Annotated in this window: 25 protein-coding genes and 1 pseudogene; 14 read left to right on the forward strand and 12 right to left on the reverse strand. The window is 60.9% G+C overall.

Features of this window, described 5'->3' with window-relative positions:
• Positions 1–197: 197 nt before the first annotated feature.
• The gene (locus BC358_RS11240; protein WP_079365859.1) at positions 198–362 is read left to right on the forward strand and encodes an AlpA family phage regulatory protein; all 165 of its coding nucleotides are present in this window, start codon (positions 198–200) and stop codon (positions 360–362) included.
• A 276-nt stretch (positions 363–638) separates the two neighbouring features.
• On the opposite strand, the gene BC358_RS11245 is transcribed toward BC358_RS11240, so the two are convergent.
• Positions 639–869 carry a hypothetical protein gene (locus tag BC358_RS11245; protein WP_256861473.1) on the reverse strand — a complete coding sequence of 77 codons (231 nt, stop codon included), beginning with the start codon at positions 867–869 and terminating at the stop codon, positions 639–641.
• Between the two features lie 315 nt (positions 870–1,184).
• Between BC358_RS11245 and BC358_RS11250 the strand changes: the two genes are divergently transcribed.
• Entirely contained in the window at positions 1,185–2,195 is a 1,011-nt protein-coding gene (locus BC358_RS11250; RefSeq protein ID WP_079365861.1) for an HTH-type transcriptional regulator ArgP, read from the forward strand.
• On the opposite strand, the gene BC358_RS11255 is transcribed toward BC358_RS11250, so the two are convergent.
• Complete coding sequence (locus BC358_RS11255) at positions 2,121–3,386, reverse strand: hypothetical protein (protein ID WP_143434273.1); 1,266 nt, start codon at positions 3,384–3,386, stop codon at positions 2,121–2,123. The two genes, BC358_RS11250 and BC358_RS11255, sit on opposite strands and share 75 nt — an antisense overlap.
• On the reverse strand, positions 3,383–4,327 hold the full coding sequence (locus BC358_RS11260; RefSeq protein ID WP_079365862.1) for a fatty acid desaturase family protein: 945 nt from the start codon (positions 4,325–4,327) through the stop codon (positions 3,383–3,385). Before BC358_RS11260 ends, BC358_RS11255 begins: the two co-directional genes overlap by 4 nt.
• Positions 4,328–4,591: 264 nt before the next feature.
• Between BC358_RS11260 and BC358_RS11265 the strand changes: the two genes are divergently transcribed.
• The 5 genes from BC358_RS11265 (at position 4,592) to BC358_RS11285 (ending at position 8,352) form a co-directional block, all read left to right on the forward strand.
• Positions 4,592–5,005 carry an ACT domain-containing protein gene (locus BC358_RS11265; protein WP_079365863.1) on the forward strand — a complete coding sequence of 138 codons (414 nt, stop codon included), beginning with the start codon at positions 4,592–4,594 and terminating at the stop codon, positions 5,003–5,005.
• Positions 5,006–5,205: 200 nt separating this feature from the next.
• Positions 5,206–5,643 (forward strand): hypothetical protein, encoded by a 438-nt coding sequence (locus BC358_RS11270; RefSeq protein WP_079365864.1) that lies wholly within the window; start codon positions 5,206–5,208, stop codon positions 5,641–5,643.
• 34 nt (positions 5,644–5,677) lie between these two features.
• Positions 5,678–6,400: an autoinducer binding domain-containing protein gene (locus BC358_RS11275; RefSeq protein WP_079365865.1), complete on the forward strand. Its 723-nt coding sequence runs from the start codon at positions 5,678–5,680 to the stop codon at positions 6,398–6,400.
• Between the two features lie 500 nt (positions 6,401–6,900).
• On the forward strand, positions 6,901–7,887 hold the full coding sequence (locus BC358_RS11280; RefSeq protein ID WP_079365866.1) for an isopenicillin N synthase family oxygenase: 987 nt from the start codon (positions 6,901–6,903) through the stop codon (positions 7,885–7,887).
• Positions 7,888–7,905: 18 nt separating this feature from the next.
• Entirely contained in the window at positions 7,906–8,352 is a 447-nt protein-coding gene (locus BC358_RS11285; protein ID WP_079365867.1) for a VOC family protein, read from the forward strand.
• 72 nt (positions 8,353–8,424) lie between these two features.
• Here BC358_RS11285 and fghA read toward each other — a convergent pair.
• From fghA to BC358_RS11330, 9 genes and pseudogenes are all read right to left on the reverse strand, one after another.
• Positions 8,425–9,302, reverse strand: a pseudogene (gene fghA / locus BC358_RS11290) (S-formylglutathione hydrolase).
• A 16-nt stretch (positions 9,303–9,318) separates the two neighbouring features.
• A complete protein-coding gene (locus tag BC358_RS11295; RefSeq protein ID WP_079365868.1) occupies positions 9,319–10,425 on the reverse strand; it encodes an S-(hydroxymethyl)glutathione dehydrogenase/class III alcohol dehydrogenase in 1,107 nt (368 codons plus the stop codon).
• 50 nt (positions 10,426–10,475) lie between these two features.
• The gene (locus tag BC358_RS11300) at positions 10,476–11,498 is read right to left on the reverse strand and encodes a xylose isomerase (protein ID WP_079365908.1); all 1,023 of its coding nucleotides are present in this window, start codon (positions 11,496–11,498) and stop codon (positions 10,476–10,478) included.
• Between the two features lie 39 nt (positions 11,499–11,537).
• The gene (locus BC358_RS11305; RefSeq protein ID WP_079365869.1) at positions 11,538–12,587 is read right to left on the reverse strand and encodes an aromatic ring-hydroxylating dioxygenase subunit alpha; all 1,050 of its coding nucleotides are present in this window, start codon (positions 12,585–12,587) and stop codon (positions 11,538–11,540) included.
• 43 nt (positions 12,588–12,630) lie between these two features.
• Positions 12,631–13,266: a glutathione S-transferase family protein gene (locus BC358_RS11310; protein WP_079365870.1), complete on the reverse strand. Its 636-nt coding sequence runs from the start codon at positions 13,264–13,266 to the stop codon at positions 12,631–12,633.
• A gap of 13 nt (positions 13,267–13,279) precedes the next feature.
• Entirely contained in the window at positions 13,280–14,251 is a 972-nt protein-coding gene (locus tag BC358_RS11315; protein WP_079365871.1) for a PDR/VanB family oxidoreductase, read from the reverse strand.
• Positions 14,248–15,117 (reverse strand): (2Fe-2S)-binding protein, encoded by an 870-nt coding sequence (locus BC358_RS11320; RefSeq protein WP_079365872.1) that lies wholly within the window; start codon positions 15,115–15,117, stop codon positions 14,248–14,250. The genes BC358_RS11315 and BC358_RS11320 overlap by 4 nt, the downstream gene beginning before the upstream one ends.
• A 3-nt stretch (positions 15,118–15,120) precedes the next feature.
• Entirely contained in the window at positions 15,121–15,792 is a 672-nt protein-coding gene (locus BC358_RS11325) for a Rieske (2Fe-2S) protein (RefSeq protein WP_143434275.1), read from the reverse strand.
• Between the two features lie 13 nt (positions 15,793–15,805).
• Positions 15,806–16,876, reverse strand: a complete 1,071-nt coding sequence (locus tag BC358_RS11330) for a BMP family ABC transporter substrate-binding protein (protein ID WP_179130054.1) — start codon at positions 16,874–16,876, stop codon at positions 15,806–15,808.
• A 291-nt stretch (positions 16,877–17,167) separates the two neighbouring features.
• Between BC358_RS11330 and BC358_RS11335 the strand changes: the two genes are divergently transcribed.
• The 7 genes from BC358_RS11335 (at position 17,168) to BC358_RS11365 (ending at position 25,801) form a co-directional block, all read left to right on the forward strand.
• On the forward strand, positions 17,168–18,115 hold the full coding sequence (locus tag BC358_RS11335) for a LysR family transcriptional regulator (protein ID WP_079365875.1): 948 nt from the start codon (positions 17,168–17,170) through the stop codon (positions 18,113–18,115).
• 377 nt (positions 18,116–18,492) lie between these two features.
• On the forward strand, positions 18,493–19,299 hold the full coding sequence (locus BC358_RS11340; RefSeq protein ID WP_179130055.1) for an outer membrane protein OmpK: 807 nt from the start codon (positions 18,493–18,495) through the stop codon (positions 19,297–19,299).
• 15 nt (positions 19,300–19,314) lie between these two features.
• Positions 19,315–20,394, forward strand: a complete 1,080-nt coding sequence (locus BC358_RS11345) for a BMP family ABC transporter substrate-binding protein (protein ID WP_079365877.1) — start codon at positions 19,315–19,317, stop codon at positions 20,392–20,394.
• A 14-nt stretch (positions 20,395–20,408) separates the two neighbouring features.
• Complete coding sequence (locus BC358_RS11350; protein ID WP_179130056.1) at positions 20,409–21,938, forward strand: ABC transporter ATP-binding protein; 1,530 nt, start codon at positions 20,409–20,411, stop codon at positions 21,936–21,938.
• A gap of 76 nt (positions 21,939–22,014) precedes the next feature.
• Positions 22,015–23,079 carry an ABC transporter permease gene (locus BC358_RS11355; protein ID WP_218669486.1) on the forward strand — a complete coding sequence of 355 codons (1,065 nt, stop codon included), beginning with the start codon at positions 22,015–22,017 and terminating at the stop codon, positions 23,077–23,079.
• A 2-nt stretch (positions 23,080–23,081) separates the two neighbouring features.
• The gene (locus BC358_RS11360; RefSeq protein WP_079365880.1) at positions 23,082–24,020 is read left to right on the forward strand and encodes an ABC transporter permease; all 939 of its coding nucleotides are present in this window, start codon (positions 23,082–23,084) and stop codon (positions 24,018–24,020) included.
• A 332-nt stretch (positions 24,021–24,352) separates the two neighbouring features.
• Positions 24,353–25,801, forward strand: coding sequence for an IS1182 family transposase (locus BC358_RS11365; protein WP_079364878.1), 1,449 nt, complete (start codon positions 24,353–24,355; stop codon positions 25,799–25,801).
• Positions 25,802–25,961: the final 160 nt, after the last annotated feature.

Below are 25,961 nucleotides of genomic sequence, written 5' to 3' on the forward strand. Positions count from 1 at the left end.
GCAACAAGGGCCTTGAGGCCACGATTACCGCTGATCGTGGGCCCGATGCACGATTTGAACGTGAATCCAGCAGTGTGACTGATGCTCTTTGGTCTCACAGTGAGGGTGTTGCTATTAACGAGAGACGCGTCGTGCAGCACCCCCGCATCAATCCCCCCCAAGACAATAGTGTCCGACCAGCGGACGCCCTCCTACGCATGCGCACTGTTATGAAGATAACCGGCCTTGGTCGATCAACGATCTATCGCTTGATGGCGAGCCATGAGTTCCCGAACCCAGTGCGGCTCGCTCCGCGCGCCGTGGCATGGCGGAGCGCTGACATTGAGTCTTGGAGCAAGACTCGGCCCATTGTGACTCACTGAGTACAGCGCTTAGTGGGGTGTGCCATGGGCCTGATTCACGATCCGAACACCACACAGTGGCAGCCTGGCGACCTGGTCATCCACGACTCGGACGCCAAACGCACGGACATGCTCATGATTGTGCTGGGGCAAGATGCCGCAGGAGTATTTCGAACCCGCTACGCGTTTCCCTGGGCCCAGCCCAGACCGTGGCGCCGCAAGATATGGCGCAACACGGTCGAGTGGCTTCACGACCCTGCTCGTTTCGGGATCACAGTGCCGCGACTGTCGAACCCCTCAAGTAAAGATCTTGAGAGTAGCCCCAAGCAGCATCAGACCGAGAACCATCCCGCCCCATCGCCATGTGGTGAAGCGGTAGCGGTGGTTCAGACAGATGGCTCGGCGAAGCCGGGCAACTGACAGGGCTAAAGCAGCTACCGCCAACAACGGGCCGACAACACCAAGCGGCACGCGCGACTGGAAAACCATCAGAACGGCAAGCAACGGCCAAGCGACCGCGTCCAACATGGCAAGACTCTTCCTTCCGACCCATTGGGGGGCATCCCGCCCTGGTTCCCGAGCGACCAACAGCCACATTGTGGGTCTCCTTGTTCAGCTCTTAGCAGGGTGCCACTTTCCCTCCGTTGATTCATACCGCACGGCAACCGTATGTAATTTTTGTTGACGCGCACGACCCGTCTTCCCCTTGGAGAAGCCAAAACAAAACACCACTCGTTACCACTCAGAAGCGATTGACACCTGAAAACCATCGACACATTTTTCGTCCGCCCCCCTAAATGGCGAAGGTTGGCAACAGCGACAGACAGACATTGGGAGGTACCCATGCTGGATCGTGAACAGTTGGAGACTTTTGCGGTGGTGATCGAGCAGCAAAGCTTTGAAAAAGCGGCGACTGCTTTGAGCATCACCAGGGGCGCTGTGTCACAGCGCATCAAGGCCCTGGAGGAATCGTTGTCCACGGTTCTGGTGCTCCGGGACCGCCCCATTTCACCGACGTCAGCAGGAGAGGTTCTGCTGCGGTACGTGAAGGCACTGAGGGTCATGGAGGGATCGGCTTTGCAGGAGCTGACGCCCCAACCCAAGCTGCATGCCCCCATTCCGCTGTCCATTGCGGTGAATGCGGACTCATTGGCCACCTGGTTCCCGGCTGTGCTGAAGGAGCTCCTGCTGAGCCACCTGGTCGCGCTGGAGGTGGTTGCAGACGATCAGGACCACACCTCGCAGTTGCTGTGTCGCGGTGAAGTCATCGGGTGCATCTCAACCGCTCCCAAAGCGGCCGATGGGTTTATCGCCGAACGTTTGGGCGCTATGGAGTACCGCTGTTATGCCACGCCCGAATTTGCCTCTCGCGCTTTCCCGGACGGTTTGACGGTCCCAGCGGTTCTGGCCGCACCAGCCGTTCTCTTCAACCGCAAAGACTCCCTGCACGACGATTTCCTGAAAAGCCGGTTCGGGTTTTCGATTGACCGGTACACCAAGCACTTTTTGCCATCGCCGGTCGCCTTGCTGGAAGGCGTGGCCATGGGCGCTGGCTATGGCCTGGTCCCGAGCAGTCAGGCCAGGCCGCTGGTGGAAAGCGGACAACTGGTTGATCTGTGTCCCCAGCATACGGTCATGGTGGATCTCTATTGGCACCACTGGGAACTGGAACCGCCCTTGGCCCACGACGTGACGGCCTTGATCGTGAAGGTGGCTCATCGTGAGTTGGTCTCGCCAGTGGCTGACGAATCGGTATTGGTGCTTGCCGAACCGAGCGAATCAATGGCAGGACTTCGTCACACCAGCACCGCGATGGCTGGCAACACAGCGAAAGCCGACTGCAACACCGAATGACGTAGCGAGTCCCGCCAGTAAAGAGGTGCTATCGGCCTGCTGCGGCACCAGTCCCCACCAACCGGCGACATAAACACCACCTGACACGACGAATCCAGCGACCAAGGTTGCTCTGGCCTGTCGAGCGGGCAGTCGGATGTTCGCCAACAGCGCGACGAAGCAAACACCGATGCTGGCCAGATAGATGATGTTGACCGACACCATGGTTTGTACGATGCCCTGATCTCGCGAGGTAAGCATTGCCCCCAACATCAGCCCTGCAGCCGAAGCGAAACCTGGCCGCCTTGTGCTGGGCAGAATCGTGCGGATGGCAGAAGCCATCGCTCGCAAAATCGCGGCGCCCGAGCCCAGAGCGGCCAGGGACAGCGCCACCAACATTCCCGGCCCCAAAACGCCCATGAGGTCGCCCGCTTTGCGGGACAGCACCCAAGGAATGACTTGCTTTCCGTCGGGCATGTTCGTCAGCGCTCCGGATGACTGCATCGCCACCACAACCGCTGCGGGCAAAAAGCCGATGAGGATGAGCGCCAATCCCGCCAAGACACATCCGATCACCGCGCTTCGAGCGGTTCGACCTGAGAGCACGAACTGGTGGTAATCCGCCCCGGTGACCACCAAGAGACCGACGGCAACTGACATGGTGCTCACCTGGGAGGCTGTGTAGGTGTCCAAGTCCTCCACAAATCTTGGCACCGCCTGCCAATAAAGGGGCACACCGTCAGCGGCGACGAGTGTGTACACCAAGACCACCGCGCTCAACAGCAGACATCCGGCAAACACGCGCGAGGCCATGTGGAGGCTCATGTGCGCTGCGGCGTAGACCAGCCCGAGCACCATGAGCAGACCATACGGATCAGGGATGCCCAGCAAGCGAGCGACGGCCACGCCCCCATGAATTTGCGCCGCGAGCACACCCGCCATCCACACGAGCGAGAGCACGGCCACCAAGCCACGCAGGCTCGATCCGTAAGCGCGACCGAACAAGTCCCATACCGACAAGCCGGACTGCCACAGCGGTTTGGCGGCCACCGCCAACGCCAGCATGCCCACGCCAGTCGCCATACCGTAGATGCTGCCGGCCATTCCGTGTGTCAGCGCCAGTTCGCCAGAGCCGAACAGAAATCCAATGCCGTAGCTGGCCGACACCAACAAGGCCGCGATCTGGACACTGCTCAAAACGCGTTCCATCATGCCACCGCCCTGCTCTGCCACTCGGTAGTCACCGCATTTCCTCGACGGAAATAGGCGCTGCAGACATGTGATCGCTCCTCAAACATCGGGAGTTGACGAAGCAATGCATGAGCCTTGGGAAGCCGGTAGTACGGCACGGCTGGCAGCAGATGGTGGGTGAGGTGGTAGCCGTTGTTGCGGGGATGAATGATCCAACGCCAAGGTCCGTGACAGACCATGTCGCGGGTGAAACCAAACACCCCACCAGGAAGAAGCCCGAAGTGATCGCACATCTCACGGAAAGTGGTGATGCAATGAAACAGCGTCGCACGCGCGATCAGCCAGAGGGACACAAAGGCCAATGTGAATTCACCGCCGATCAACCAGATCAACAAGCCGCAAAAGCACACCCACCAGCCAAGTATGAAGGCCTTGCTCCGCCCGCCGACCTCTCGGTCAAACAGGTGGCCTCCCAGTGAGCCCAGCCAGACTGCTCGGGAAAGCAGGCATCGCGAATAGCTGAAGATCCAGGACGAGGGCAGATGGTCCTGCCCCGGAATCAAGTCAGGGTCGCCTTGTGCACGGCCCAGTTCCAGGTGGTGTTGAAAGTGCGTCTCCCGGTATCGGGAGAGGCTGGCGAACAGCAGTGGCGCCACCAGCACCCTTGCGATCAAATCGTTCTTGGCTTTCTCCCGCCAGATGTTCCGGTGACCTGCGTCGTGAAGGATGTTCCCCAGTGCCCTTTGCCGGTTGGCCAACACCAGCACTGCCAAAGGTGCGAGAAACGCATCCAGCCACACCACGGCTGCAACGGCGCCGAAGATGAGCGCCCAGTCGAACGCAATATCGATCAACACGCGTGCCGGGTGAAGCTTGAACAACTCGCTGTAGGGGCTGCCCTGCTGTCTCAGTTGCTGGCGAAGATCGGCCATGTCCGCGAGAACTTCGGAAGTCGGTGCCATGTGGACACTCCTTCTCACTGTGCTCTGCCGTGGGTGCCCGGCGGCAAAGCAGTGGATGGCGGGGTCTGTTCCGGGCTGCGCCAGACGGTAGCAGGACATCCCACGGGAACGCCGCGGTTTAGGAACTTTGGCTCCGTGTCAATTCAGCTAAACCGGCCCTGCCAGGGGCTCGGATGCGCACTTCTGCACGCGCCGGACCTGCGCCCGCCACCCATAATCAAGGACGAAAGACCCACCTCGTTGCCCTATGCAGGAGAAGATCTGATGAGTGGAGAAACAGACCACGTTCGGCTGCAGCAGATGATGGCACCTGACCTTCGGCCGGAGACCTACGTCTACTGCACCTTTCAGGACTATCGACTTCCCGATGACCTCTCTCCGATCTGCACCTTCCGTGAGTCGGAAGGCCTGACCGCCATCGTGGAGCGCGCCCAAGCCGTGCGTGCCAAGGTACCCTTCATCTTCGAGGCCAAGCTCATCACGTTGACAGTGCATTCGTCGCTGGAGGCCATCGGGTTTCTGGCCACGATCTCCACAGCGCTGGCCAGGGCAGGCATCCCGTGCAATGCGGTCGCCGCCTTCCACCACGACCATCTGTTCATACCGGTTGACCGGGCCGACGATGCATTTGCCCTGTTGGAGGCCCTGAGCAAAAACCGCGCAGCGGCCACAGCTTGACACGGCTCGCGCACCGGGCTTTCGCCGTTTAGCTGCGCTGAACCGGCTGCAGAAATGCTCGCCCTGGCCCGATTTCCTTTGACACCGCGCAATGCGCTTGACTACCCTTCCCTCCATCCAGTCCGTTTAGGCTTGATGCGAGGGTCGCCCGGTATCAGCACTGCGCGACCTGTTGGTCAACCAGACCTGCAGGAGTGAGGATGAACAACCGTCCACTTCCCGTGATGTCGCCGCCAGCACCTTCGGGGTTGACCGGCCGCTCCGTGAAACGCCGCATCGACCCGATTGACGCGCCCGCCCGCCCCCTGGGTGCCAAGCGTTCGGCACTGTTCGCCAAACGCGCGGACGTGGCCTCGTGGGCGATCAATCGTCCCCATGCACCGGTCGCGGCTGGGGATACGCTGCTTTCCAGCTGTGATGGCTCCGCCTCCTTCCTGCTTCGCGCCACCACCTATGGCCTGCTGATGGAGCGCACACAAGGGCAAATGAAGGGTATACGGCTTGTGCAGACCATGGTGTTCTTTGACCAGAAGAGCTTCGACCATTGGTGCGACGTGGAGCCCATGCGGTTTGAAGATGGTCTGCTGTTCGGCAAGCTGGTGCGCTCTGGTCATGCGGCATTCACAGACGAACGCTGACGCCGGTTTTTTGGCCGGGCCACTGAGCGCTGCCGTGGCCGACGTGCGCCTCCTGGAGCTGCTTCCTCGGATCTCCGAGGTGACTTCCACCGGTGAGGTGATGTCTTTGTTCAGAGAATCCGTGGCAGGCCTTGGCGCAGATGCTGGCTACTTCGTCAGCTGCCTCCGGGACGATGCGACCCGATCCTCACTTCGGTCCCTGTGGTCCTGCGATCCGTCGTGGGCGGCGGACTACGCATCACACCGCTGGTTCGAGCACGATTCCTGGTTGCGGTACGCATCGACCGATGCAGAGCCCACCCGATCCTGCGCGCTGGTTTGCGCCTCCAACGAAGAAGAAGCATTCGTTCAAGCGGCGGCTGCGAATGGCTTCGCGTCCGCCCTGATCGCGCCGGCACCCAGCCCGGTCGGTCTTTCACGGGTCGGCGTCCTGTGCCTGGGGTCAGCAGATCCTGGGAGATTTGATGGTTCCCGCTATCCCAGGATACGGGTACTGGCACGGGCGCTCGCCATGGAACTCCATCACTGGATCGCCAAATCGATGCGAGAGGAACTTCTTCAAGGCGTGCGCCTGACGGACGCCGATCTGGACCTTCTGCGCCACGAGGCCGCTGGCCACAGCAGCAAGTTCATCGGCACGGCCATGGGTCTGGAAGCCAAAACTATCGACTGCCGGTTTCAGCGGGTCAACGCCAAGCTCGGCGCACCGGATCGAAGAACTGCCGTCCGCATTGCGCGTCTTTACGGCTTGTTGTAGACACCGATGGATGCCTAATCAACTCGCCCTCTTCCTGCCCCGCCTGGGATCTGGGGTTGAAATTAGCATTTGTGACGGGTGCCGGTGCGCTGTCCGAGTACCACTGAGCGAACTAGCCACGACTTACCATGTGTCGATGCACCGACGAGCACCCAGTAGCTGCCAGATAGCAGTTCAAGTCACTGTGACTTCACGAATGAGTGATTCGCAATTGAGGGCAGGTGCTAGAACTTGTAGGCGATGGGCGCGGAACTAGGGATTGTTGTTGTTCACGTCGGACGGGGACCCCTGCCCTTAACAGCCAATTCTTTGGCTTCAACCTCCGAGAAGGCTGGTGGGATTCAGATCTCTCGAAGAGGCTTCGTCTCAGAACGCGAACGGATTGTTCCAGCCAGATACCTTCCATTTCCATCGGTGATGGATAGATTGATGTACGTGTCGAGCCAGATTTGTTTTCAACAGCACAGTGCTTGGCTTCATCAACTTCCAGAGCTTGAAAAATGGTTATTTACACCCCAGCCTCTGCTGCCAAGGCAATCCCGGTCATTGACCTGACTGGCAGCTTTTCCCGCGACACCGATGCCAAGAAGGTCGTCGCGTGGGAGGTGCACAAGGCCTGCCGAGAGACCGGCTTTTTCTATGTCTCCAACCATGGGGTGCCACAGGACCTTTTGGACAAGCAGTTGGAGTGCGCCAGAAGGTTCTTTGACCTGCCCCAGGCCGAGAAACTCAAGCTGGACGTTGCCCATTCGCCCTCGATGCGTGGTTATGAGCCGATGTCGAGTCAGACACTGGACGACGGTTCTCAGCCCGATCTCAAAGAAGGCTTCATGGCCGGCGTCGACGGAAAGCAGGCGTACACGACGAACGGTGAGTTCAACAGTCTCAATCAGTGGCCAGCCTCGTACGGTGAGATGCGCGCGCAAACCGAGGACTACATTCAGGCGATGACTGCGCTGGGTAAGCATCTTCTGGGGGTACTGGCCCTGTCGCTGGAGCTCCCAGAAGACCACTTCGCTGAGGGGCTGGAGCACCCAATGCTCACCACCCGTCTTCTGCATTACCCGCCGCAAAATGGTGTCGGTCAAGGCAACCAGATTGGAGCCGGTGCGCACACGGACTGGGGCATGTTGACGATGCTGCTTCAGGACGATGTGGGCGGCCTGGAGGTGCGTAACGCGAGCGGTGATTGGGTTCGCGCGCCGCATATTCCCGGGACGTTTGTCATCAACCTGGGCGATATGGTGCCGGTCCTGACCAAAGGGCTCTACAACTCGAACATGCATCGTGTGCTGAACACAGCACCAAATCGGCACCGGTACTCCGTGGCCACGTTCTTTGACCCGAGCTACCACTACAAGATCAAGCCTTTGGCTCATTTCGAGGGCGATATCACGCTTCCTCACAGTGAGCGCACGGTCGGTGAGCACATCGCTGACATGTATGCCAAGACTTACGGCACCGTGACCACCCAAGCTGCAGTTTGAGGCAGAAGGAAATACACCATGTTGCGGCATTCCGCTCAGCCCATGTTCAATGTTCTCTGCCGCGATGTGGACCGGCAGTTCAGCTTCTATCAGTCCATCCTGGGCTGGGACGAGGTCAAGGAAGCGTCCTCCCCGATATACCGTGTGCTGGCAGGTGCGGGAATCCAGCTGGCCTTCAATGGCTGGAAGGCGTACGACCTGCTCTCGCTGGCAGATCGCAAGCAGTCCGAGCAGGCGGACTTCCCCATCTCGACGATGTTCACCTTGGTCGTCAATCGCCCCGAGTTCGTCAACGACGTCTTCCGCCTGGTTCCGGAGCTAGGGGGGCGCATCGTGAAGGGGCCTTTCGCGACCTACTACGGCCATTGGCAGCTCGTTTTCTGCGATCCCGAGAACAACATCGCCAGGGTCACGTCAACCACATTGCCAGAAGGGGTGCAGCCGTCCGTTGTGAATTTCGATTGAGCATCGAGAGCGCCTGAAAGGCCAACGGCGAGGGTGTGGCCCCTCGCCGTCGCTCCTTCTGCCTTTGGCGCGCTAGAAGCTCAAGGGAGGGTGTCTTCGCCCTTTCCCCAAGCGGTCGGCGTGGAACTCCAGATGGTCGGCGATGAACGACTGGATGAAGTAGTAGCCGTGGTCGTAGCCATGGTGCCGGCGCACGGTGATAGGCTGGTTGACGGCGTGGCATGCAGATTCGAACAGGGCAAGCCTCAGTTGTTCTTCAAGAAACTTGTCTGCCAGACCCTGGTCGAGCAGGATACCGTTCGGGTAAGGCGCCTTGACTTGCTCGCCCATCAACGCCGTCGCGTCATGGCGCAGCCACTCCGCGCGGTCGGGGCCCAAGTACTTGCCAAAGGCCTTCTCGCCCCAGGGGGACCGGCTCGGCGCACAGATCGGGGCGAAGGCCGAGACGGAGCGAAACCGTCCAGGATGGCGCAGAGCCAGGGTCAGTGCCCCATGGCCGCCCATGGAGTGGCCTAGGATGCCGATGCGGCGACCGTCTATCGGCAGCATTGCCTCCACGAGTGGAAGCAGTTCCTTGAGCAGGTAGCTCTCCATGCGCCAGTGGCTCGACCAGGGGCATCCAGATAGAAGCCGGCCCCGACGCCGAAGTCCCAGGCCTCGCGCTCGCTAGGCAAGTTGGCGCCGCGCGGGCTGGTGTCCGGCGCGATGAGCGCAAGGCCCAGCGAGGCTGCAAGACGTTGTGCGCCGGCCTTGACCATGAAGGTCTCTTCGGTGCAGGTGAGCCCGGCCAGATAGAACAGGGCAGGAACGGGCTCCAGCACTGCCTTCGGTGGCAGGAACACCGAGAAGTTCATCGGTAGACCGATTTCTGCCGAGTCGTGACGATAAAAGCGCTGAACGCCACCGTAGCAGGTGTGTTCTGCCGTTACGTGAAGGGTGGCCAGGGTCATCCGATCCATCCGCCACTTAGTAGACGACAACGCCGCGGATGGACTCGCCGCGCTTCATCAGGTCAAAGCCCTTGTTGATGTCCTCAAGTGGCATGGTGTGGGTGATGAGGCTGTCGATGTCGATCTTGCCGTCCATGTACCAGTCGACAATCTTGGGCACATCGGTGCGACCACGCGCGCCGCCGAAGGCGGACCCTTCCCACTTGCGGCCCGTGACCAGCTGGAAGGGGCGGGTGCTGATCTCGGCGCCGGCTTCTGCCACGCCGATGATGATGCTGCGGCCCCAGCCCTTGTGAGTGCATTCCAGCGCCTGGCGCATCACCTTGGTGTTGCCAATGCACTCGAAGCTGTAGTCGGCGCCGCCGTCCGTCAGTTGCACGATGGTGTCCACGATGTTCTCGTGGTCGTTCGGGTTCAGGAAGTGCGTCATGCCGAACTGGCGAGCCATGGCCTGTCGTGCAGGGTTGACGTCGACGCCGATGATCTTGTCGGCCCCGACCATCTTCGCGCCCTGGATCACGTTCAGGCCAATGCCGCCCAGGCCGAACACGACGACGTTGGCACCGGCCTCGACCTTAGCCGTGAACAGCACGGCGCCAATGCCCGTGGTGACGCCGCAGCCGATGTAGCAGACCTTGTCGAACGGTGCGTCCTTCCGGATCTTGGCCAGCGAAATTTCGGGCGCGACGATGTGGTTGGCGAAGGTGCTCGTGCCCATGTAATGGAAGATGGGCTTGCCATCTAGGCTGAAGCGGCTGGTGCCGTCAGGCATCAGGCCCTTGCCCTGGGTACTGCGGATCTGCTGGCAGAGGTTGGTCTTCTGGGACAGGCAGAACTTGCAGTGGCGGCATTCGGGCGTGTAAAGAGGGATGACGTGATCGCCCTTCTTCAGCGAGGTCACGCCCGGGCCCACGTCCACCACGATGCCGGCACCTTCATGCCCGAGGATGGCCGGGAAGATGCCTTCGGGATCGGCGCCGGACAGGGTGTAGTAGTCGGTGTGGCAGATGCCCGTGGCCTTGACCTCGACCAGGACCTCGCCGAACCTGGGGCCGTCCAGGTCGACCGTCTCGATGGTGAGGGGGGCATTGGCGGACCACGCCACAGCGGCTTTTGTTTTCATATCAAGCTTCTTTCGAATTTCAAAGGGGCGTCAAAGGGACATCAGAGGCGTCACGGCCCGGTCTTCAACGTGGCTTCGGCCACCATGTCGTCCCACGTCGACCTCAGCCAGCTTGCGATGGCGACGTTCTGCTCGAAGAGCGAGTACCTGGCGTTCTCGCCGTAGTCCGCCATGTCGATCATGTCGGTGGTGATGTAGCGCAGGGGGCTGTCGGGCGTGGTGATGTGGTGGCGAAACGCCTTGCGGACCACCTCTTTGCAGGGCTCGACCCGATAGGCATGCCACTGCGAATGCCACTCACCCGCCTTGGGCTTGACGAAGGGGTACTGGCAAGGGCGGCCGTACGCGCCACCGTCATAGCTGTTGTTGTTCTTAATGGCCCAGCGGTTCTTGGGGCCGTTCGGCGACACTGGCCGCACTTGGAGCCAGTGCACCATGTTCATGCCGATCCATTCGTCCAGCACGTTGCCGGACTCATAGGGGTCGATCAGCAGGCTGCCGTTCTCGACGTCCGCGCGGATGCCGATGATGTCCTGTTCCTCCACGTTGTCCACCTTGATCAGCACGTGGCTGTGGTCGAGCACGTACTTGAACGGCAGGCCCCGCGCTTGGACCTTGCGGGCGATCGGCGTGATACGCCGGGGGTCTTCCGACCACATGTAGATGTGGTTCTCCAGGCCCACCTCGATGCCGATGCGCTCGCCAAGCTCGTGTGCCAGTTCATAGAAGGCGACGATGTCATCGTCGGTGAGAACGGTGCCCCGCGCATGCCGGATGTGCAGCATGATGTCGTGGAACTCGGCGCCACCTTCCTTGCTGATGCGCAGGTTCTTCTCCAGCAGCGCTTCGTCCTGGCCGGCCGTGTACCACCACAGGCCGGTGCGGATGGGGATGCCATGCCGGTTGGCGGCATCCAGGTACTCACGCTCTTCGCCAGGCTGCGGCATGCGGTCGAAGTGGTCGTAGACGCCAGCGGACTTGAGCAGCCGGAACTGCTCGTCCACCGAGATAGGGGTCCCTTCGATGTGGACCACGCCCCGACCGTTGCAGCCGAGAGAGAACGGGAACTTCATGAACAAGAGGCCTCAAGCAAGGATGATGGGATGCGGGCGTCATCGACGCTCGTCAATGACCTGGGTGCGCAAGACAGCCGCGAAGGCGTCCTTACCCTCGAGCGCGGCCATGGAGAGCTCGCGAAGCCATTTGCGGTACTGGTTCGAGACCTTGTCGGTCACGATGGACACCTCGTCCATCGAGATCTCGGCGGGCCACTGCGATTCGATGATGGGTTGGTCTTCCTGCAGCACCAGCTTCTGGAACGCGGCGTGTGCGTGGTCGGGGTCGTCGTCCTTCTGCGCCCGGCTGATGATGAGGAAGTTGCGGCAGTGCGTGTCGTCAATGGGACAGCTCGTCGTCCACAGCGTGAACGCCGTCGCGTCGCGGTAGAGCTGGATCTTCAGGTTGATCGAGAAAGGCATCGAGCACCGGTAGGTGAAGGAGCCCATCGGGCAGTTCTCAGGCAGGTTCTCCAGCATCTCGGGCGGGGGCTCGATGGCGAACCGCATCTCGCCCTCCACGCGGTCGACTGCAGGGATGGGCGGACGGTCATAGGCTGGGTCGTACAGCGTGCCAGGATGCACGAAGGCAAAGTGGGACAGGTCTGTGAAATTCTCCCAGCGGCGCTCCGCGGCCGTGTTCCAGGTGTACGAGGGCACGACGAGGTTGCGCATGCCCGGTGCATCCCACTCGCTGAAATAGGGGATGTCGGTACAGTCCCATGAGCTGTCCAGCCGCACCCAGACCAGGTCGTACTTGACCTCGCAGTCGTACGATGTCGCGCAGGCCTTCTTAGGGATGGGCTGCTCTGGGCACGCGGGGATGTTCACCACCTTGCCCTCGGTGTCGTACTTCCAGCCGTGGTAGTTGCAGCGCAGGGTGTCGCCCACCACCGTGCCTTTGGACAGCGCGGCAAAACGGTGCGCACAGCGGTCGTCCATCGCGACGATGCGGCCACCCAGGTTCGCCACCACCAGCTTGCGTCCAAGCAAGGTCACGGCATGAGGGCCTCGACCGGATGGATGGGCCTCTTCAAGTTCTGCGCGCGTGCAGACGGGGTGCCAGAAGTGCTTCAGAAAGCTCCGGTCTTCAATCAACGGTTTCATGTCTACGTCCAGTGGGGCGGGAAAGTGGAAAGGCGGGTGGGCGTCAGCAGGGGATCTCGATGGGCATGATTCCGGCCATGCCGATGAAGCCCTTCTGAGAGCGGAAGGCCCAAAGCCACTGGCGGATGGCCGGGAACTCGTCCAGCGGGATGCCGCCCTCGGTGGACAGGGCCACGTAGGGGAAACAAGCGATGTCGGCGATGGTGGCGTGAGAGCCCACCAGCCACTGGCTACCCAGCATCTGACGGGAGGCGAGGTGGTCATCGAGCATGCGGAACACGCCACGGGCTTCGGCGCGGCACACGTCGACATCGAAGGGGTAGCCCAAGGCATCGTGCAGGCGCGCCGCCGAGGCCGTGCGCGTGATGTCCCCGGCCACACCCAGCCAGATCTGGACCTCGCCGCGCAGCCTGGCGTCATCGGGATACCATTTCTGCTCGATGTCGAAGCGCGAGGCGATGTAGGTGAGGATGGCCTGCGCATCCCGCAGCAGGAACCCGTTGTCTTCAAGCACGGGGATCTGGCCCAGCGGGTTGACCTCTTCAAGGAAGCGCGTGGACTTGTGCTCCTTGCCGGGATAGAAATCCACGGAGACGCGCTCGCAAGGGATGTTGAGGAAGTTCAGTAGCAGCCTGGCCTTGTAGCAGTTGCCAGACAGCTCGTAGTCGTAGAGCTTCATGGGGGCGTGTTTCTTAGAGGTCGAGTACAAGCAACGGGGAGCAGGACCGGGAGACGCACGGAAGCATTTGGTCTCCACGCGCCTTCTCGGTCTTGCTGAGATAGGCATCCCGGTGCTCCGGGGTTCCGTCGATGACCTTGGTCAGGCAGGTGCCGCAGACGCCTTGCTCGCAAGAGACATCGATGCCATGCCCGGCCGCGGCCAGGGCCTCCGTGATGGATTGGCCCGCTTCGACGGTGCACGAAGCGCCTGTGCGGTGGAGCCGGACAACGAAGGTGTCATGCCCTGCAGCAGTCGGTGGCGGCAAAGCCTGGAAGCGCTCGGCGTGCACCCGCTCTGCAGGCCATGCCCCGGCGGCCACCTTCTCGACCGCATCCATGAAGGGCCCGGGACCACAGTGGTACAGGTGGGTGCCGGCATCTCGATGGGTCAACAGGGTGGCAATGGCTTGTCCCACAGCGGAGGCATCCAGTCCGATGTGGAGATGGACGCACCCCGTGCTTTCGAGCAAGCGAAGCCTGTCGCGTAATGCAATGTGCTCGTTCGCCCTGGCGAAGTAGTGCAGTTCGAATTCAGCTTCTGTGCCGTGCAAGGACTGAGCCATGGCGAGCAATGGCGTGATGCCAATGCCTGCGCCAAGGAGCAGGTGTTTGGTTGCCGCTGGCGCCAGCGGAAACAGGTTGCGGATCGCGCCGAGATTGACGAGGCTGCCGACCTCAAGTTCATGGATCCATTTCGAACCGCCCCGAGATTGCCCCTCCAGCTTCACGGCTATGACGTAGCCGTTCGTTTCGTTCGGACCATTGCACAGGGAGTATTGGCGCACGAGCAGGGGTTGACCTGGCCGCTCGATGAAGACCTCGATGTGCGAACCTGGCTCCACCCGGGGAACCGGGCAGCCATCTTCCGGGACGAGCAGCAGACCGGCGACATCGGTCGCCGTCATCCACTTGCGCTCGACGAAGAATGCGCGGGAGTCCTTCATGGGGCATTCGCCGCGATGGCGCCATAGCTCGTGCCACGCTCGGTCAGCCAGCGGCGGTAGGCCACCGACATCGCATCGCAGCGTGTCGGGATCTCCACACCGCGCTCTAGCGGCATCCGAGCGGGCACCTGGTTCTCGAGGATGGGCTTGTCCTGCCCGAAGATGGTGTGCTGGAACGAGATGAGGTCCGTGTCGGTCGACACGTCGTCGTAGTAGGCCAGCAGGCAGAACGCCGTGATGTGTTCTTCGTCATGGGGCTGGACGAACAGGCCGATGGCATCCTGCTCCTGCGGGCGTGAGAACGCCGTCTTGTAGAGCATCGCGCTCATGGGCTGCATGACGCGGTAGCGGTAGCCCACCTCGATGCCTGTGGTGGCCGACTTGGACGTCCTGGGCTGAAAGAACCTGCAATTCTTCGCCCAGATTTCGTCGTTCACCTCGTCGATCTCAACGTCGTACTCAGGCACCTCGGTCATGGGAACCTGGCCCAGGTAGTTCGCATGCACGTAGGGAAAGTGGCCCATGTCGAGGAAGTTCTCGACCATGCGCAGTCCGGAGGTGGCCACGCCGATGCCATCGCAGTCGATGATGCGGCGTCCCTCTTCGTGGAACTCCGGGAAGGCGAACAGGGTGCGCCGGGGCTTGCCCGAAGGGCAGACCCAGAGGTAGCTGTACGCCTCCAGCACCATCACGTCCTGGCCATCGACGCGCGCCACCGGACGCCCGCCGCTACGCAACAGGCTCACCTCCGCGCCGAGAAGCCTGGTCTGGAAGGGGCGCGCTTCGGTGGCCGACGCCAGGCGAGAGGCGGGGCCGACGGTCAGCCAATCGTCCAGCATGGACTGGTCGTTGCATTGGAAAGTCATCTTTCAGCTCCTTGACGATGCTCGAGACTCGATGTCGTCGCGCAAGCGGCTCACCGCCGCCAGGCCTTGCGCCAGGGCTGCAGCGTCCGAGCCCTTGTCCAGCCAGGCATGCACGAAGGCCAGGCCATCACCCGCATCGGTCACAAACACAGTGGCCGGGTGACCGGCGAGCGCTCCTTGCCACTTGAACGGTGCGGAAGGGGTAAAGCCATGAACGGTCAAGCCGCTGACCACGTCATCGAGCCCGGTGCGAAGCCCGACGCTGCGGATGTACGACCGTTTAGTCGCCGTCGATTCCGGGCAGACATCGTCTGCTTCACTCGACGGTTGGCCGTGGCTCACCCAGACCATGCCCTCGGCTTCCATCGCCGCATAGGTCTTGATGCACAACTGCTTGGGCGCCGGGGTGTTCGGGTGTGCGGGGATGCTGGCGCACTTGCCGTCGTTCGCATTGAACTCCCAGCCGTGATAGGCGCATGAGAGGCGGTCATCGATGATGCGGCCGAGGGTCAGCCGGGTTCCGCGGTGCGGACAACGGTTTTCCCAGATTTGAACAAGCCCGTCCTTGCTGCGCCAGAGCGCGAGCTCCTGACCTTTGGTGAACCCGGCGACGATGTTGTCGCTGGGCCTTAAGTGGTGAGACGGGACGACGGGGTACCAGGTGATGTTGCGCATTGCGGCGTCCTTCTCACAGCCTGCCAACGACGATGCCCTCGGCATACCAGGTCATCTTGCCCAGTTCGGCATCTGGATACGAGGCGCCAGCGGGCACTTTCAGGTTGCCTTGGTTGTCCTTCATGGGCCCAGAAAACACCTTCAGGCGGCCTTCGGCGATGTCTTTGCTCTTGGCCGCGACCAGCGCCACCACGTCCTGGGGAACCCAGCTGCTGAAGGGCGCCATCTTGATGTTCCCTTCCTTGATGCCGCCAAAGTACAGGCCGCCCTTGCAGTGCCCTGCGAGCGCCTCCGAGGTCATCCTCGTGTAGTAGCTGCCCCACTCGTGAGTCACCCCGGTCAGGTAACGCTTGGGCGCGAACTTGCGCATGTCAGAGTGAAACGAGATGGAGGCGACGTTGCGCGTATCGGCAGCGCTGACCACGGCCGGTGTGTTCGTGTAGTGGGTCATCACGTCGACGCCCTGGTTCATCAGCGCGTTGGCTGCATCTACTTCCTTGGGCGGGTCAGACCAGGAGCCGACAAAGACCGCCTTCACGGAAGCCTTGGGGTTGACCGACCGAGCCCCCTGTACGAAGCCGTTGAGGTACAACATGACGTCCGGCACCGGGTTGGCGCCAACGAATCCGATGAGGTTAGCTTTGGTCATCTTGCCGGCAACCAGACCTGCCAGGTAACCGCCCTCTTGCCACTTGGCGTTGTAGCCACTGGCGTTTGGGCCGGTCATGTATGCACTGGCTGTGGCGTAGCACTTGTCGGGGTTCTCTCTCGCCACGCGCAGAACCTCTCGCATGTACCCGAACCCGACAGCGAAGATAACCTTGGCACCATCGGCCGACAGCTCGCGCGCGACGCGTTCACCATCGGGGCCTTCCGATGTGTTTGGCACCGTTTGGACAGACACCCTATTGCCCAAGGCCTTCTGCATTTCCTGCCGGCCAAGGTCATGCTGGTAGGTCCAGCCAGCGCCGTTAACAGGTCCGAAGTAGATAAATCCGACTTTTGTCGGTTCCTGGGACAGGGCAAGCGATGGTGCTAGTGCAACCACCAAGCTTGCTGGCCATACAGACATTGACCGTTTCATCATCGCTCCTTTAAACACTGCAACACGGAGCAGCTAAATGCTGCGGGAATGGTTGAGAATTTATAGGGCTACGCGGTCCGTTTAAAGAGTGCCCCGGGGACGATGCATTCCATTTTTGGAACAGTCCGGCTTCAGCGCACCAGCGCACCAGCGCACCAGCGCACTAGGAACACTACGCAGACTTTAAACCAAGGCGACATGCCGACCCCCTTTCACTGGAGCGGGGTTCTGGGAACAATTGATCGACAAACAGTTCCATTTTTGGAACGATAGAGGCGTCACACTTTGAACATGGAACTGAAACTTGTCGAAGCATTCGCGTCCATCATGAGGGCGGGGAGTCTCACAAAGGCGGAGGCGCAGACAGGTGTCGCCAAAGCAACGCTGAGCAGGTCGCTGCAGCGATTGGAAGAAGAGCTTGGAGTCCAACTCCTCATTAGGTCTGCCAGAACAATCACTCCCACCGAGGCAGGACAGATGCTGTACGCGCACTGCGAGGCGCTGCTGGCCGACCTGAGCGGCCGTTGGGAGACGGCCCAGCACGAGGTGCAAGAGCTGACGCAGGGTGGCAAAGGGCGGCTCAAGGTTCTATCGGACAACCACTTCACCACGACGTTCGTCTGCCATGTCATCAAGTTGTTCATGGAGAGTCATCCGAACACGCTCTGCGAACTGGATGCGGCCGAGCGGTCAGATGCGCCCCGGCTTGATGACGTGGACTGCTACATCTGCGCGGTCGCGCCTGACGTGCCTGACGTTGTAGCCAAGCTAGTTGGCAAGCTCTCGTTTGGTCTTTACGCGAGCCCACAATATGTGGCGCGTCACGGTATGCCGATGGAACCAAAGGAGTTGACTGCACACAACTCCGTGGTCTTGAAACGCTCCGAATTCTCGGAACGAGTGATGCTGCACTCCAGCGATACCTCGCACAAATACCAGTCACGCGTGGCAGTAAGGACCAACGATTACTGGCTGATGAAGACCTTCTGTGTGGACGGTCTCGGGCTTGCCTTGCTGCCAGACTTCTTCGCGCAACCGGAAGTGAAGAGCGGTGGTCTGTTGCCCGTGCTGCCTGCGTGGAAGCCGGAACAGAAGCGAATCTACTGCGCCTATCAGCGAAGCCGCTACGCCTCCAAGAAGTTGCGTTCGTTTGTCGACATGCTCACCCAGAGCATGGAAGACATCGGCAAGCTTAACAACTACGTGGCGTCCGTGCTCACTCCGAGCACCAGGCGATAGTTCGCGATCGCTTGAGAAAGCCCAGGGCCTGACGAGCACCATCTGCTCGTCAGGCGCTTGCCTATTGGGGCGCCAGCTCGGTGCGTTCCATATTTGAGGCTCAAGCGTTGCAGCTTTGTTGCTATCCAAGGTCACGGTGCCCCCATACAGTGGCCTCCAGGTCGCGCCTTGAGCCATATCAAACAGGCCGCTCGCAGACCCACCCGACAGACGCACAGCGCTGATTGATTCATGCATCAGCGGTCGGATTCGTGCGCCCTGACGGTGGGCGATGTAGGTGCCCTTGCCCAAGGTCGCAGACCCGCTTCACGAATAACAACGACATGGCCTGAGAAATGTCACTCCCCTTCGACTTCCCCACTTATAGGAGTTCTGCAATGAATCTTGGTTTCCTGGGCAAGATGGCCGCCGTGACCCTCGCATCGGCCACGACCGTCGCCGCAACTGCTGCCGACTGGAGCACAACGAGTTTCGAGTACCGGCGTGGCAATACCTTCAACGATAACGGCTCGACCGGTGGGCCGAAGTTCGCCAAGGACCTCTTCGAGGTCGAGAACGTGACGGGGTCAAGCTGGGGCCGGACTTACTTTTTCCTGACGCTGGAGAAGACGGCCGAAGAAGATGGTCGCGCTGCCGGCATGTACAGCGAAGGGGATGTCTATCTGAGTCTGTCGAAGCTCTCCGGCAAGAGCATCTCCTTCGGTCCGGTGAAGGATGTCAACGTGCAGGTGGGCTACAACTATGGCGCCAAGAACAGCGCCTTCCGGCCCAACGCGTCCGCTATCACCTATGGCATGGGCTTCGAACTCGATGTCCCGAAGTTCACGTACTTCAACTTCGACGTGGTGGCCTACCGCGACCTGGGCACCTACGGCGGCTTCGGTGGCGGCACCCTGTGCGGCCGGCGCACAACGACCTACCAGCTGACCCCGTACTGGAGCGCCCCATTCAAGGTGGGCAACCTGAATTTTGTCTTCGACGGGTACATGGACATCATCGGCGGCCACGGCACCTGCAAGCAACAAATTCTCACGGCACCTCAACTCAAGCTAGATGTGGGTGATTTCTGGGGTAAGCCCGGCAATGTCTACATGGGCGTGGAGTATCAGTACTGGAAAAACAAGTTCGGTGCCAAGGGCAGCACCGAACGCGTTCCCCAACTGGTCCTGCACTGGAAGCTGTGAACAGGAGCCACCCACATGAACCGTCGCGATTTTCTGTCCGGCCTGACGCTGCTCTCAGGCACGGTGCCGCTCTTTGCCGCGCAGGCGGGCAAGCCTTTGAAGGTCGGCATCGTCTACCAGTCGTCGATTGGCGATGCCGGCTGGAACTACCAGCACAACCTGTCCATCCGCGCGCTGGAGAAGCAGTACGGCTCCGATGTCGTTGTCACCAGGGTGGAGAACGTGCCGGACACGGCCGACTCCGAGCGTGTGTTCCGCCAGTTGGCCATGCAGGGCCATCAGCTCGTCATCGGCACCACCTTCGGGTACATGAACTCGATGCTCAAGGTCGCGAAGGAATTTCCCAAGGCGACCTTCCTGAACGCATCCGGCTACAAGACCGCACCCAACATGAGCTGCTACACGGCCAACATGTACGACGGCACCTACCTGGCCGGTGGCATCGCGGCCTCGGTGACGAAGTCCAAAGTGCTGGGCTTTGTTGCGCCGGTCCCACTGCCGGAGATCTTCCGCAACCTCAATGCCTTCACGCTGGGTGCCCGCAAGGTGGACCCGGCCATCCAGGTCAAGGTGGTGTGGATCAATGCGTGGCATGACCCGGGCAAGGAGCGCTTGGCTGCCCTCACGCTGATCAACGGGGGAGCGGATGTCATCCTTCAGGACGCCAATTCGACCGCGCCGGTAGCCGTCGCGCAAGAGCGTGGTGTTTACTCGTTCGGGTGGACCAGTGACATGGCCGCCTTCGGACCGAAGACCTGCCTGGGGTCGGTGGTTGCCGATTGGTCCGATTACTACCTTCGTCAGGCGGCACAGGTGCTTGGTGGCACCTGGAAGAGCTCGGCCGAGGCCGGCTCCCTCCGCGAGAAGTTCGTCGATATCCGAGGCTTGAACGAGAAGCTCATTCCTGCAGCGGCCTTGGCCCGGTTCCAGGCCGACCGCGAGCTGACGATTCAGGGCAAGTTGGACGCCTTTGCCGGCCCGTTCAAGGACGGCAAAGGGGTACAGCGCGTCGCCGCGGGGGCTTCCCTGCCTTCTCAGGATCGTGACCGCATGGACTGGACAGTCGAGGGCGTCGTCGGCACGCCTGGTGGCTGAAAGGTGGCGCGGTGGTGAAGCCATTGTTGGAGCTGATCGAGGTCAGCAAGCGATACCCCGGGGTCATCGCAAACGAACGCGTATCGCTCAAAGTCCGTCCGGGTGAGATACGCGCCATCGTGGGCGAGAACGGCGCCGGCAAGAGCACGCTGATGAAGGTCATCCACGGCTCAGTGCAGCCCGACGAGGGGCAGATCATCTGGGCGGGCCGCGAGATCGACTTTCTCGGCCCGCAGCAGATGCGCGAGCTGGGCGTGGGCATGGTCTTCCAGCACTTCTCTTTGTTCGAATCCCTGACGACGCTGGAGAACATCCTGCTCTCCGTGCCGCCAGGCCGCACGGAACAGGAGACCCGGCTGCGCGCGACCTCGGTCGCCCAGAAGTACGGGCTCCAGCTCGCCTTGGACAGCAAGGTAGAGGCCCTGTCTGTAGGTGAGCGCCAGCAGGTGGAGATCGTGCGTTGCCTGCTCTCGCAGCCGCGGTTGGTGATCTTCGACGAACCCACGGCGGTCCTCCCCGCGCCAGCCATCGCGTCGCTCTTCGACAGCATCCGCAAGCTGGCAGACGATGGTTGCGCCATCCTGTACATCAGCCACAAGCTGGCAGAAATCAAGTCACTGTGCCACCACGCCTCGGTTCTGCGCGGGGGTAGGCTCGTCGGAGAGGTCACGGTGGCCGACACGCCGGAGGGCGAACTGGCGGTGCTCATGACCGGCCGTGAATTGTCCGTGTACGAGCGGCCAAGCAAGGCTCCTGGCGATGTGGTGCTCAAGGTGGTCCACCTTTCATCTACCCCAAGCACCTCCGACGAAGTCAGGCTCGTAGACCTGAATTTCGAGGTAAGAAGTGGCGAGGTTCTTGGCATCGCCGGTGTTTCAGGCAGCGGCCAGAGGGAGCTGTTCGAGTTCCTTTGTGGCGAGCGGTTGTCGGCCGAAGGGGCGGTCCAGGTTGGGGGGAAGTCGGCCGGCACCGTCGGCGTGAAGAAGCGACGGGCACTTGGCATCGCCTACATACCGGAAGAGCGTGTAGGCCAGGGCGCCTTGCCTGATCTGTCCTTGACGCAGAACTTCTTGTTGTCGCAAGCTGGCGCATCGACGGATGAGTTCTCTCATCTTGGCTTTCTGCGTTCAGCCAGGCTGGCAGAGATGGCCCAGGCGACCATTGCCAAGTTTGGCGTGAAGTGCGCAGGGGCCGACTCGGCCGCGTCCACGCTGTCCGGGGGCAACCTGCAGAAGTTCATCGTCGGCCGGGAGCTGGGCAAACGCCCGAAGGTCCTGCTGGTCGCGCAGCCGACATGGGGCGTGGACATCGCCTCGTCCTTGTTCATCCGCCAGCAGATCACAGAGTTGGCCCAGGCCGGTTCCGCCATCCTGGTGGGCTCCGAGGACATTGATGAGCTCATGCAAATGTGCGACCGCATCATGGTCATCGCCAAGGGCAAGCTCTCCCCCGCGGTCTCGCGCCACCAGATGAACACAGAGCGGCTCGGCTTGTGGATGGCGGGCCTCTTCGATGAGCCGGCTACAAGCGAAGCTGCAGCTTGATGGGCAACCAATGAATACATCCGTACTTGCTTTCAAACTCGCGCCCAGGCTGCGCCCGTCAGTGTGGGCCTTGCGCATGACGCCGTTCGCGGCGCTCGCGATGACAGTCCTCTTGTCCGCCTTGCTCTTTTCGATGCAAGGTGCGCCACCGATCAAAGGCATCGTGACGTTGGTCGTCACGCCTGTGTCGTCCCTGGGCGGCTTAGCGGAGGTGCTGCTCAAAGCGTGCCCTCTTAGCATCACAGCCCTCGGACTGGCTGTGGCCTTTCGAACCGGCGTCAACAACATTGGCGCTGAAGGACAGGTCATCCTGGGGGGCATTGGCGCGACCGCTGTGGCACTGCACATGCCGCCTGATGTGCCGACATGGCTGGCCACTTTCACTGTTCTGGTTGGCGGGGCGTTTGGCGGCGGCGCCTGGGCTGCGCTGCCAGCAATGCTGCGCACCAGGTTCTCTGTGAACGAAACGCTATCGAGCCTGCTGCTGGTGTACGTCGCAGGGCAACTGCTCAGTTGGCTCACGGGCGGACCTTGGAGAGACCCACAAGGGCTCAACTTTCCGGAGACGGCGCTTTTTAACAGCAATGTGACGCTGCCAGGCGTGGCAGCCATGGGTTGGTCGCTTTGGGATGGGACGCGGCTTAACCTCGGCTTGGCCGTCGCGGTCGTGGCCGTCATCTCCACGATCCTGTTCATTGACAAGAGTCGAATCGGGTATGAACTCATCGTTGCAGGCCAATCCGCGCGAGCTGCGTCCTATGCAGGCATTTCAAAGCCTATGGCCATCTGGGTGGCGTTCCTGTTCAGTGGTGGTGCAGCGGGACTTGCGGGCGCAGTTGAGGTGTCGGGGTCTCTTGGGCAGTTGCAGGCAGGTTGGGTGCCCGGCTATGGGTTCACCGCGATCGTGGCCGCCTACCTGGGCCGATTGAAGCCGGCATCGATCGCCGTCTCAGCAGTGCTTCTTGCTCTGGTTGACATCGGCAGCCTTAACCTGCAAATGGAGCTTGGGCTACCCAGTGCGCTGAGCTATTTGATTCAAGGGGTACTTCTGCTGAGCATCTTGGGTATGGACCTGCTCGTGCGCTATGAGCTTCAGCGCAAGGCTCAAGTCAACCGCCCTATCGGGGCACAAGGAGTGTGAACATGGCAGGACATGATGTCGTGGGGGCGCTGCTTCAAAGTGCCGTGATTGCTGCGCTGCCGCTGATGATGGCTGGACTTGGCGAGCTCGTCAGCGAGCGAGCTGGTGTGGTCAACCTGGGGGCGGAAGGCACCATGCTGGCGGGTGCCGCGACAGGTTTCGTTGCGGTGACAGCGACGAACAACCTGTGGGCAGGGATGCTCGCGGGCTTGGTGGTGGGGTTGTTCTTGGGGGCCATTTTTGGGTTCTGTACCCTGACGCTTTACACAAGCCAGATACCCACGGGTATGGCCATCACGGCATTCGGCACTGGTCTGTCGGCCTTCATTGGGAAACTGACGCCGTCTCAACCCATCCAGCCCACGCCCAACGTCCACATCCCTTTGCTGTCCGAACTCCCTATCGTCGGGCCCGCGGTGTTTGGGCTGCCGCTCTTTGCCTATCTCGCATTGACATTGTGCGCAGCTGCGTGGTGGTTCGTGTACCGGTCGCGGGCAGGTTTGCGTCTCAGAGCGGTTGGTGACTCTCCCGTCGTGGCCCACCAGATTGGATTTCCTGTCACGAGGCTGCGATATGCCGCAGTGCTCTTTGGCGGAGCAATGTCAGGGTTGGCCGGTGCGTACTACTGCGCTGGATATGTCCTGCTTTGGCAAGAGAACATGGTGGCAGGGCGAGGGTGGATGGCCATCGCCTTGGTCCTGTTTGCAGGGTGGCGACCGATCCGGCTGGTATTCGGCGCTGTCTTCTTCGGAGCCATCACAGCCGTTCAGTTCCAGGCGCAAACCTTGGGAATAGAGTTTCCGTCACAGTTGCTGGCGGCTATTCCGTACCTTGCTACCATCGGGGTGCTTACCTACATCTCCAGCCAGAAAAAGGCCACGCAAGATATGCCGCGGTCTTTGGGGCGAACGTTCCACCCCATTGTTTCGAAGCTCGTTTGAGGTCGTATGACGAATACGAATTGCCTCGGCTGCACCATCGAAGGCTTCTCCCCATCTTTCCCTTAATGTCGGTGGTGTCTGGTCGCCGAAGGAGCGAACGGACACGCGGCCATCCTACGCGGGCTCGGGCGCTTGTGACGTCGACTGAACAAGTCATGATGGGCTTTTGACCTTGTTCGAACGGCGCCGAGCAAATGACTGCAAAGCGGCGTGTGAGTTACATCAAGGCACTGCAGCAATGTCTGCAACCGCTGGAGGCCGTGTGAAAACCCTCTCGCAGCTTTGTTATCCAGCCGGTAGAGTCCGCAGACATATTGAACAGCGAGGTCAATATGTCCAGATTCATCGAAGGTCAGGACAGGCAGCAAGTCACATTGCTGCCGGAATGCTTGGATGACTTCATCGCAGAGGACAACACGGTTCGAATTGTGGATGCCTTCATCAACGAGTTGGACCTTGCGTCTCTGGAGTTCCAGGGCTTGCAGCCGGCGTCAACCGGGCGGCCTTCGTACCACCCCTCAGTGCTGCTGAAGCTGTACCTCTACGGCTATCTCAACCGCATCCAGTCCAGCCGCAGACTGGAGCGCGAATGCCAGCGCAACGTGGAACTGATGTGGCTGACCGGCCGGCTCGCCCCTGACTTCAAGACCATTGCAGACTTCCGCCGCGACAACGGCAAAGGCATTCGCAACGTCTGCCGTCGCTTCGTGATGTTGTGCCGCGAGTTGAAGCTGTTCACCGACGCCGTTGTGGCCATCGACGGCAGCAAGTTCAAGGCTGTCAACAACCGCGAGCGCAACTTCACGCCAGGCAAGATCGAGCGACGTGAACGGGAGCTGGAGGAGAGCATCCAGCGCTACCTTGATGCCCTTGAGACTGCGGATCGAACCCAGCCCATTGAGATGCAGGCAAAGACCGAGCGTCTGCAAGGCAAGATCCAAAAGATGCGCCAGCGCTTGCAAGACCTTCAAGTCGTCAAGGCGCAACTGGAGACGCTGCCTGATCGGCAGCTCTCCCAGACGGACCCTGACGCACGTGCAATGACCACCCACAGCGCCAAGGGGACGGCCATGGTGGGCTACAACGTGCAGACAGCGGTCGACACGAAGAATCATCTGATCGTCGCCCATGAGGTCACCAACAATGGCAGCGACCGGTCACAGCTCAGTGCAATCGCAATGGCCGCGCGTGATGTGATGGGAAAGCGCCGATTGAAGGCCATTGCCGACCGCGGTTACTACAACGGTATGGAGCTCAAGACTTGTGACGACGCCGGGATTGCAGCGCTTGTACCCAAGCCCATGACATCCAATGCGAGAGCAGAGGGCCGGTTTGACAAGACAGACTTCATCTACATCGCTGATGCCGACGAATACCAGTGCCCAGCAGGCGAACGAGCCATCCACCGCTTCAGCCGAGAAGAGGCTGGACTGCAGATCAGCATCTATTGGTCCAGTGCTTGCCCTGGCTGTGCAATGAAGGCGCAATGCACAACGAGCAATTACCGACGCATCAGGAGATGGGAGCATGAGGAAGTCATGGACAGGGCCCAGCAACGGCTAGACCAGATGTCCAACGCCATGACCGTGCGCAAGAGCACCGTTGAACACGTCTTCGGAACCCTCAAGCACTGGATGGGCTGGACGCACTTCCTGACCCGAGGCATGCAGAACGTCGCAACCGAGATGAGCCTGAACGTGTTGGCGTACAACTTCAAACGCGTCCTTGCCATCTTGGGCTTTGAGGAGACCAAGAAGGCGATGCGGTTGTTGGGCGGATAGGCGCCCTTTGCAGCCGCTGAAGGCCCGATGTAAAGCCTCGAATACGCTCCAGCGTCGCCTTGCCGACGCTCAGACGACGTCAATTCGCTAAAGCCGAAAAATCTGCGGTTTGAGCGTGACTCGCCCGAACTGCCAGGGAGTTGTCACACGGCCTCGCTGC

The sequence above is a fragment of the Hydrogenophaga sp. H7 genome, from assembly GCF_002025745.1.
Lineage (GTDB): Bacteria > Pseudomonadota > Gammaproteobacteria > Burkholderiales > Burkholderiaceae_C > Hydrogenophaga > Hydrogenophaga pseudoflava.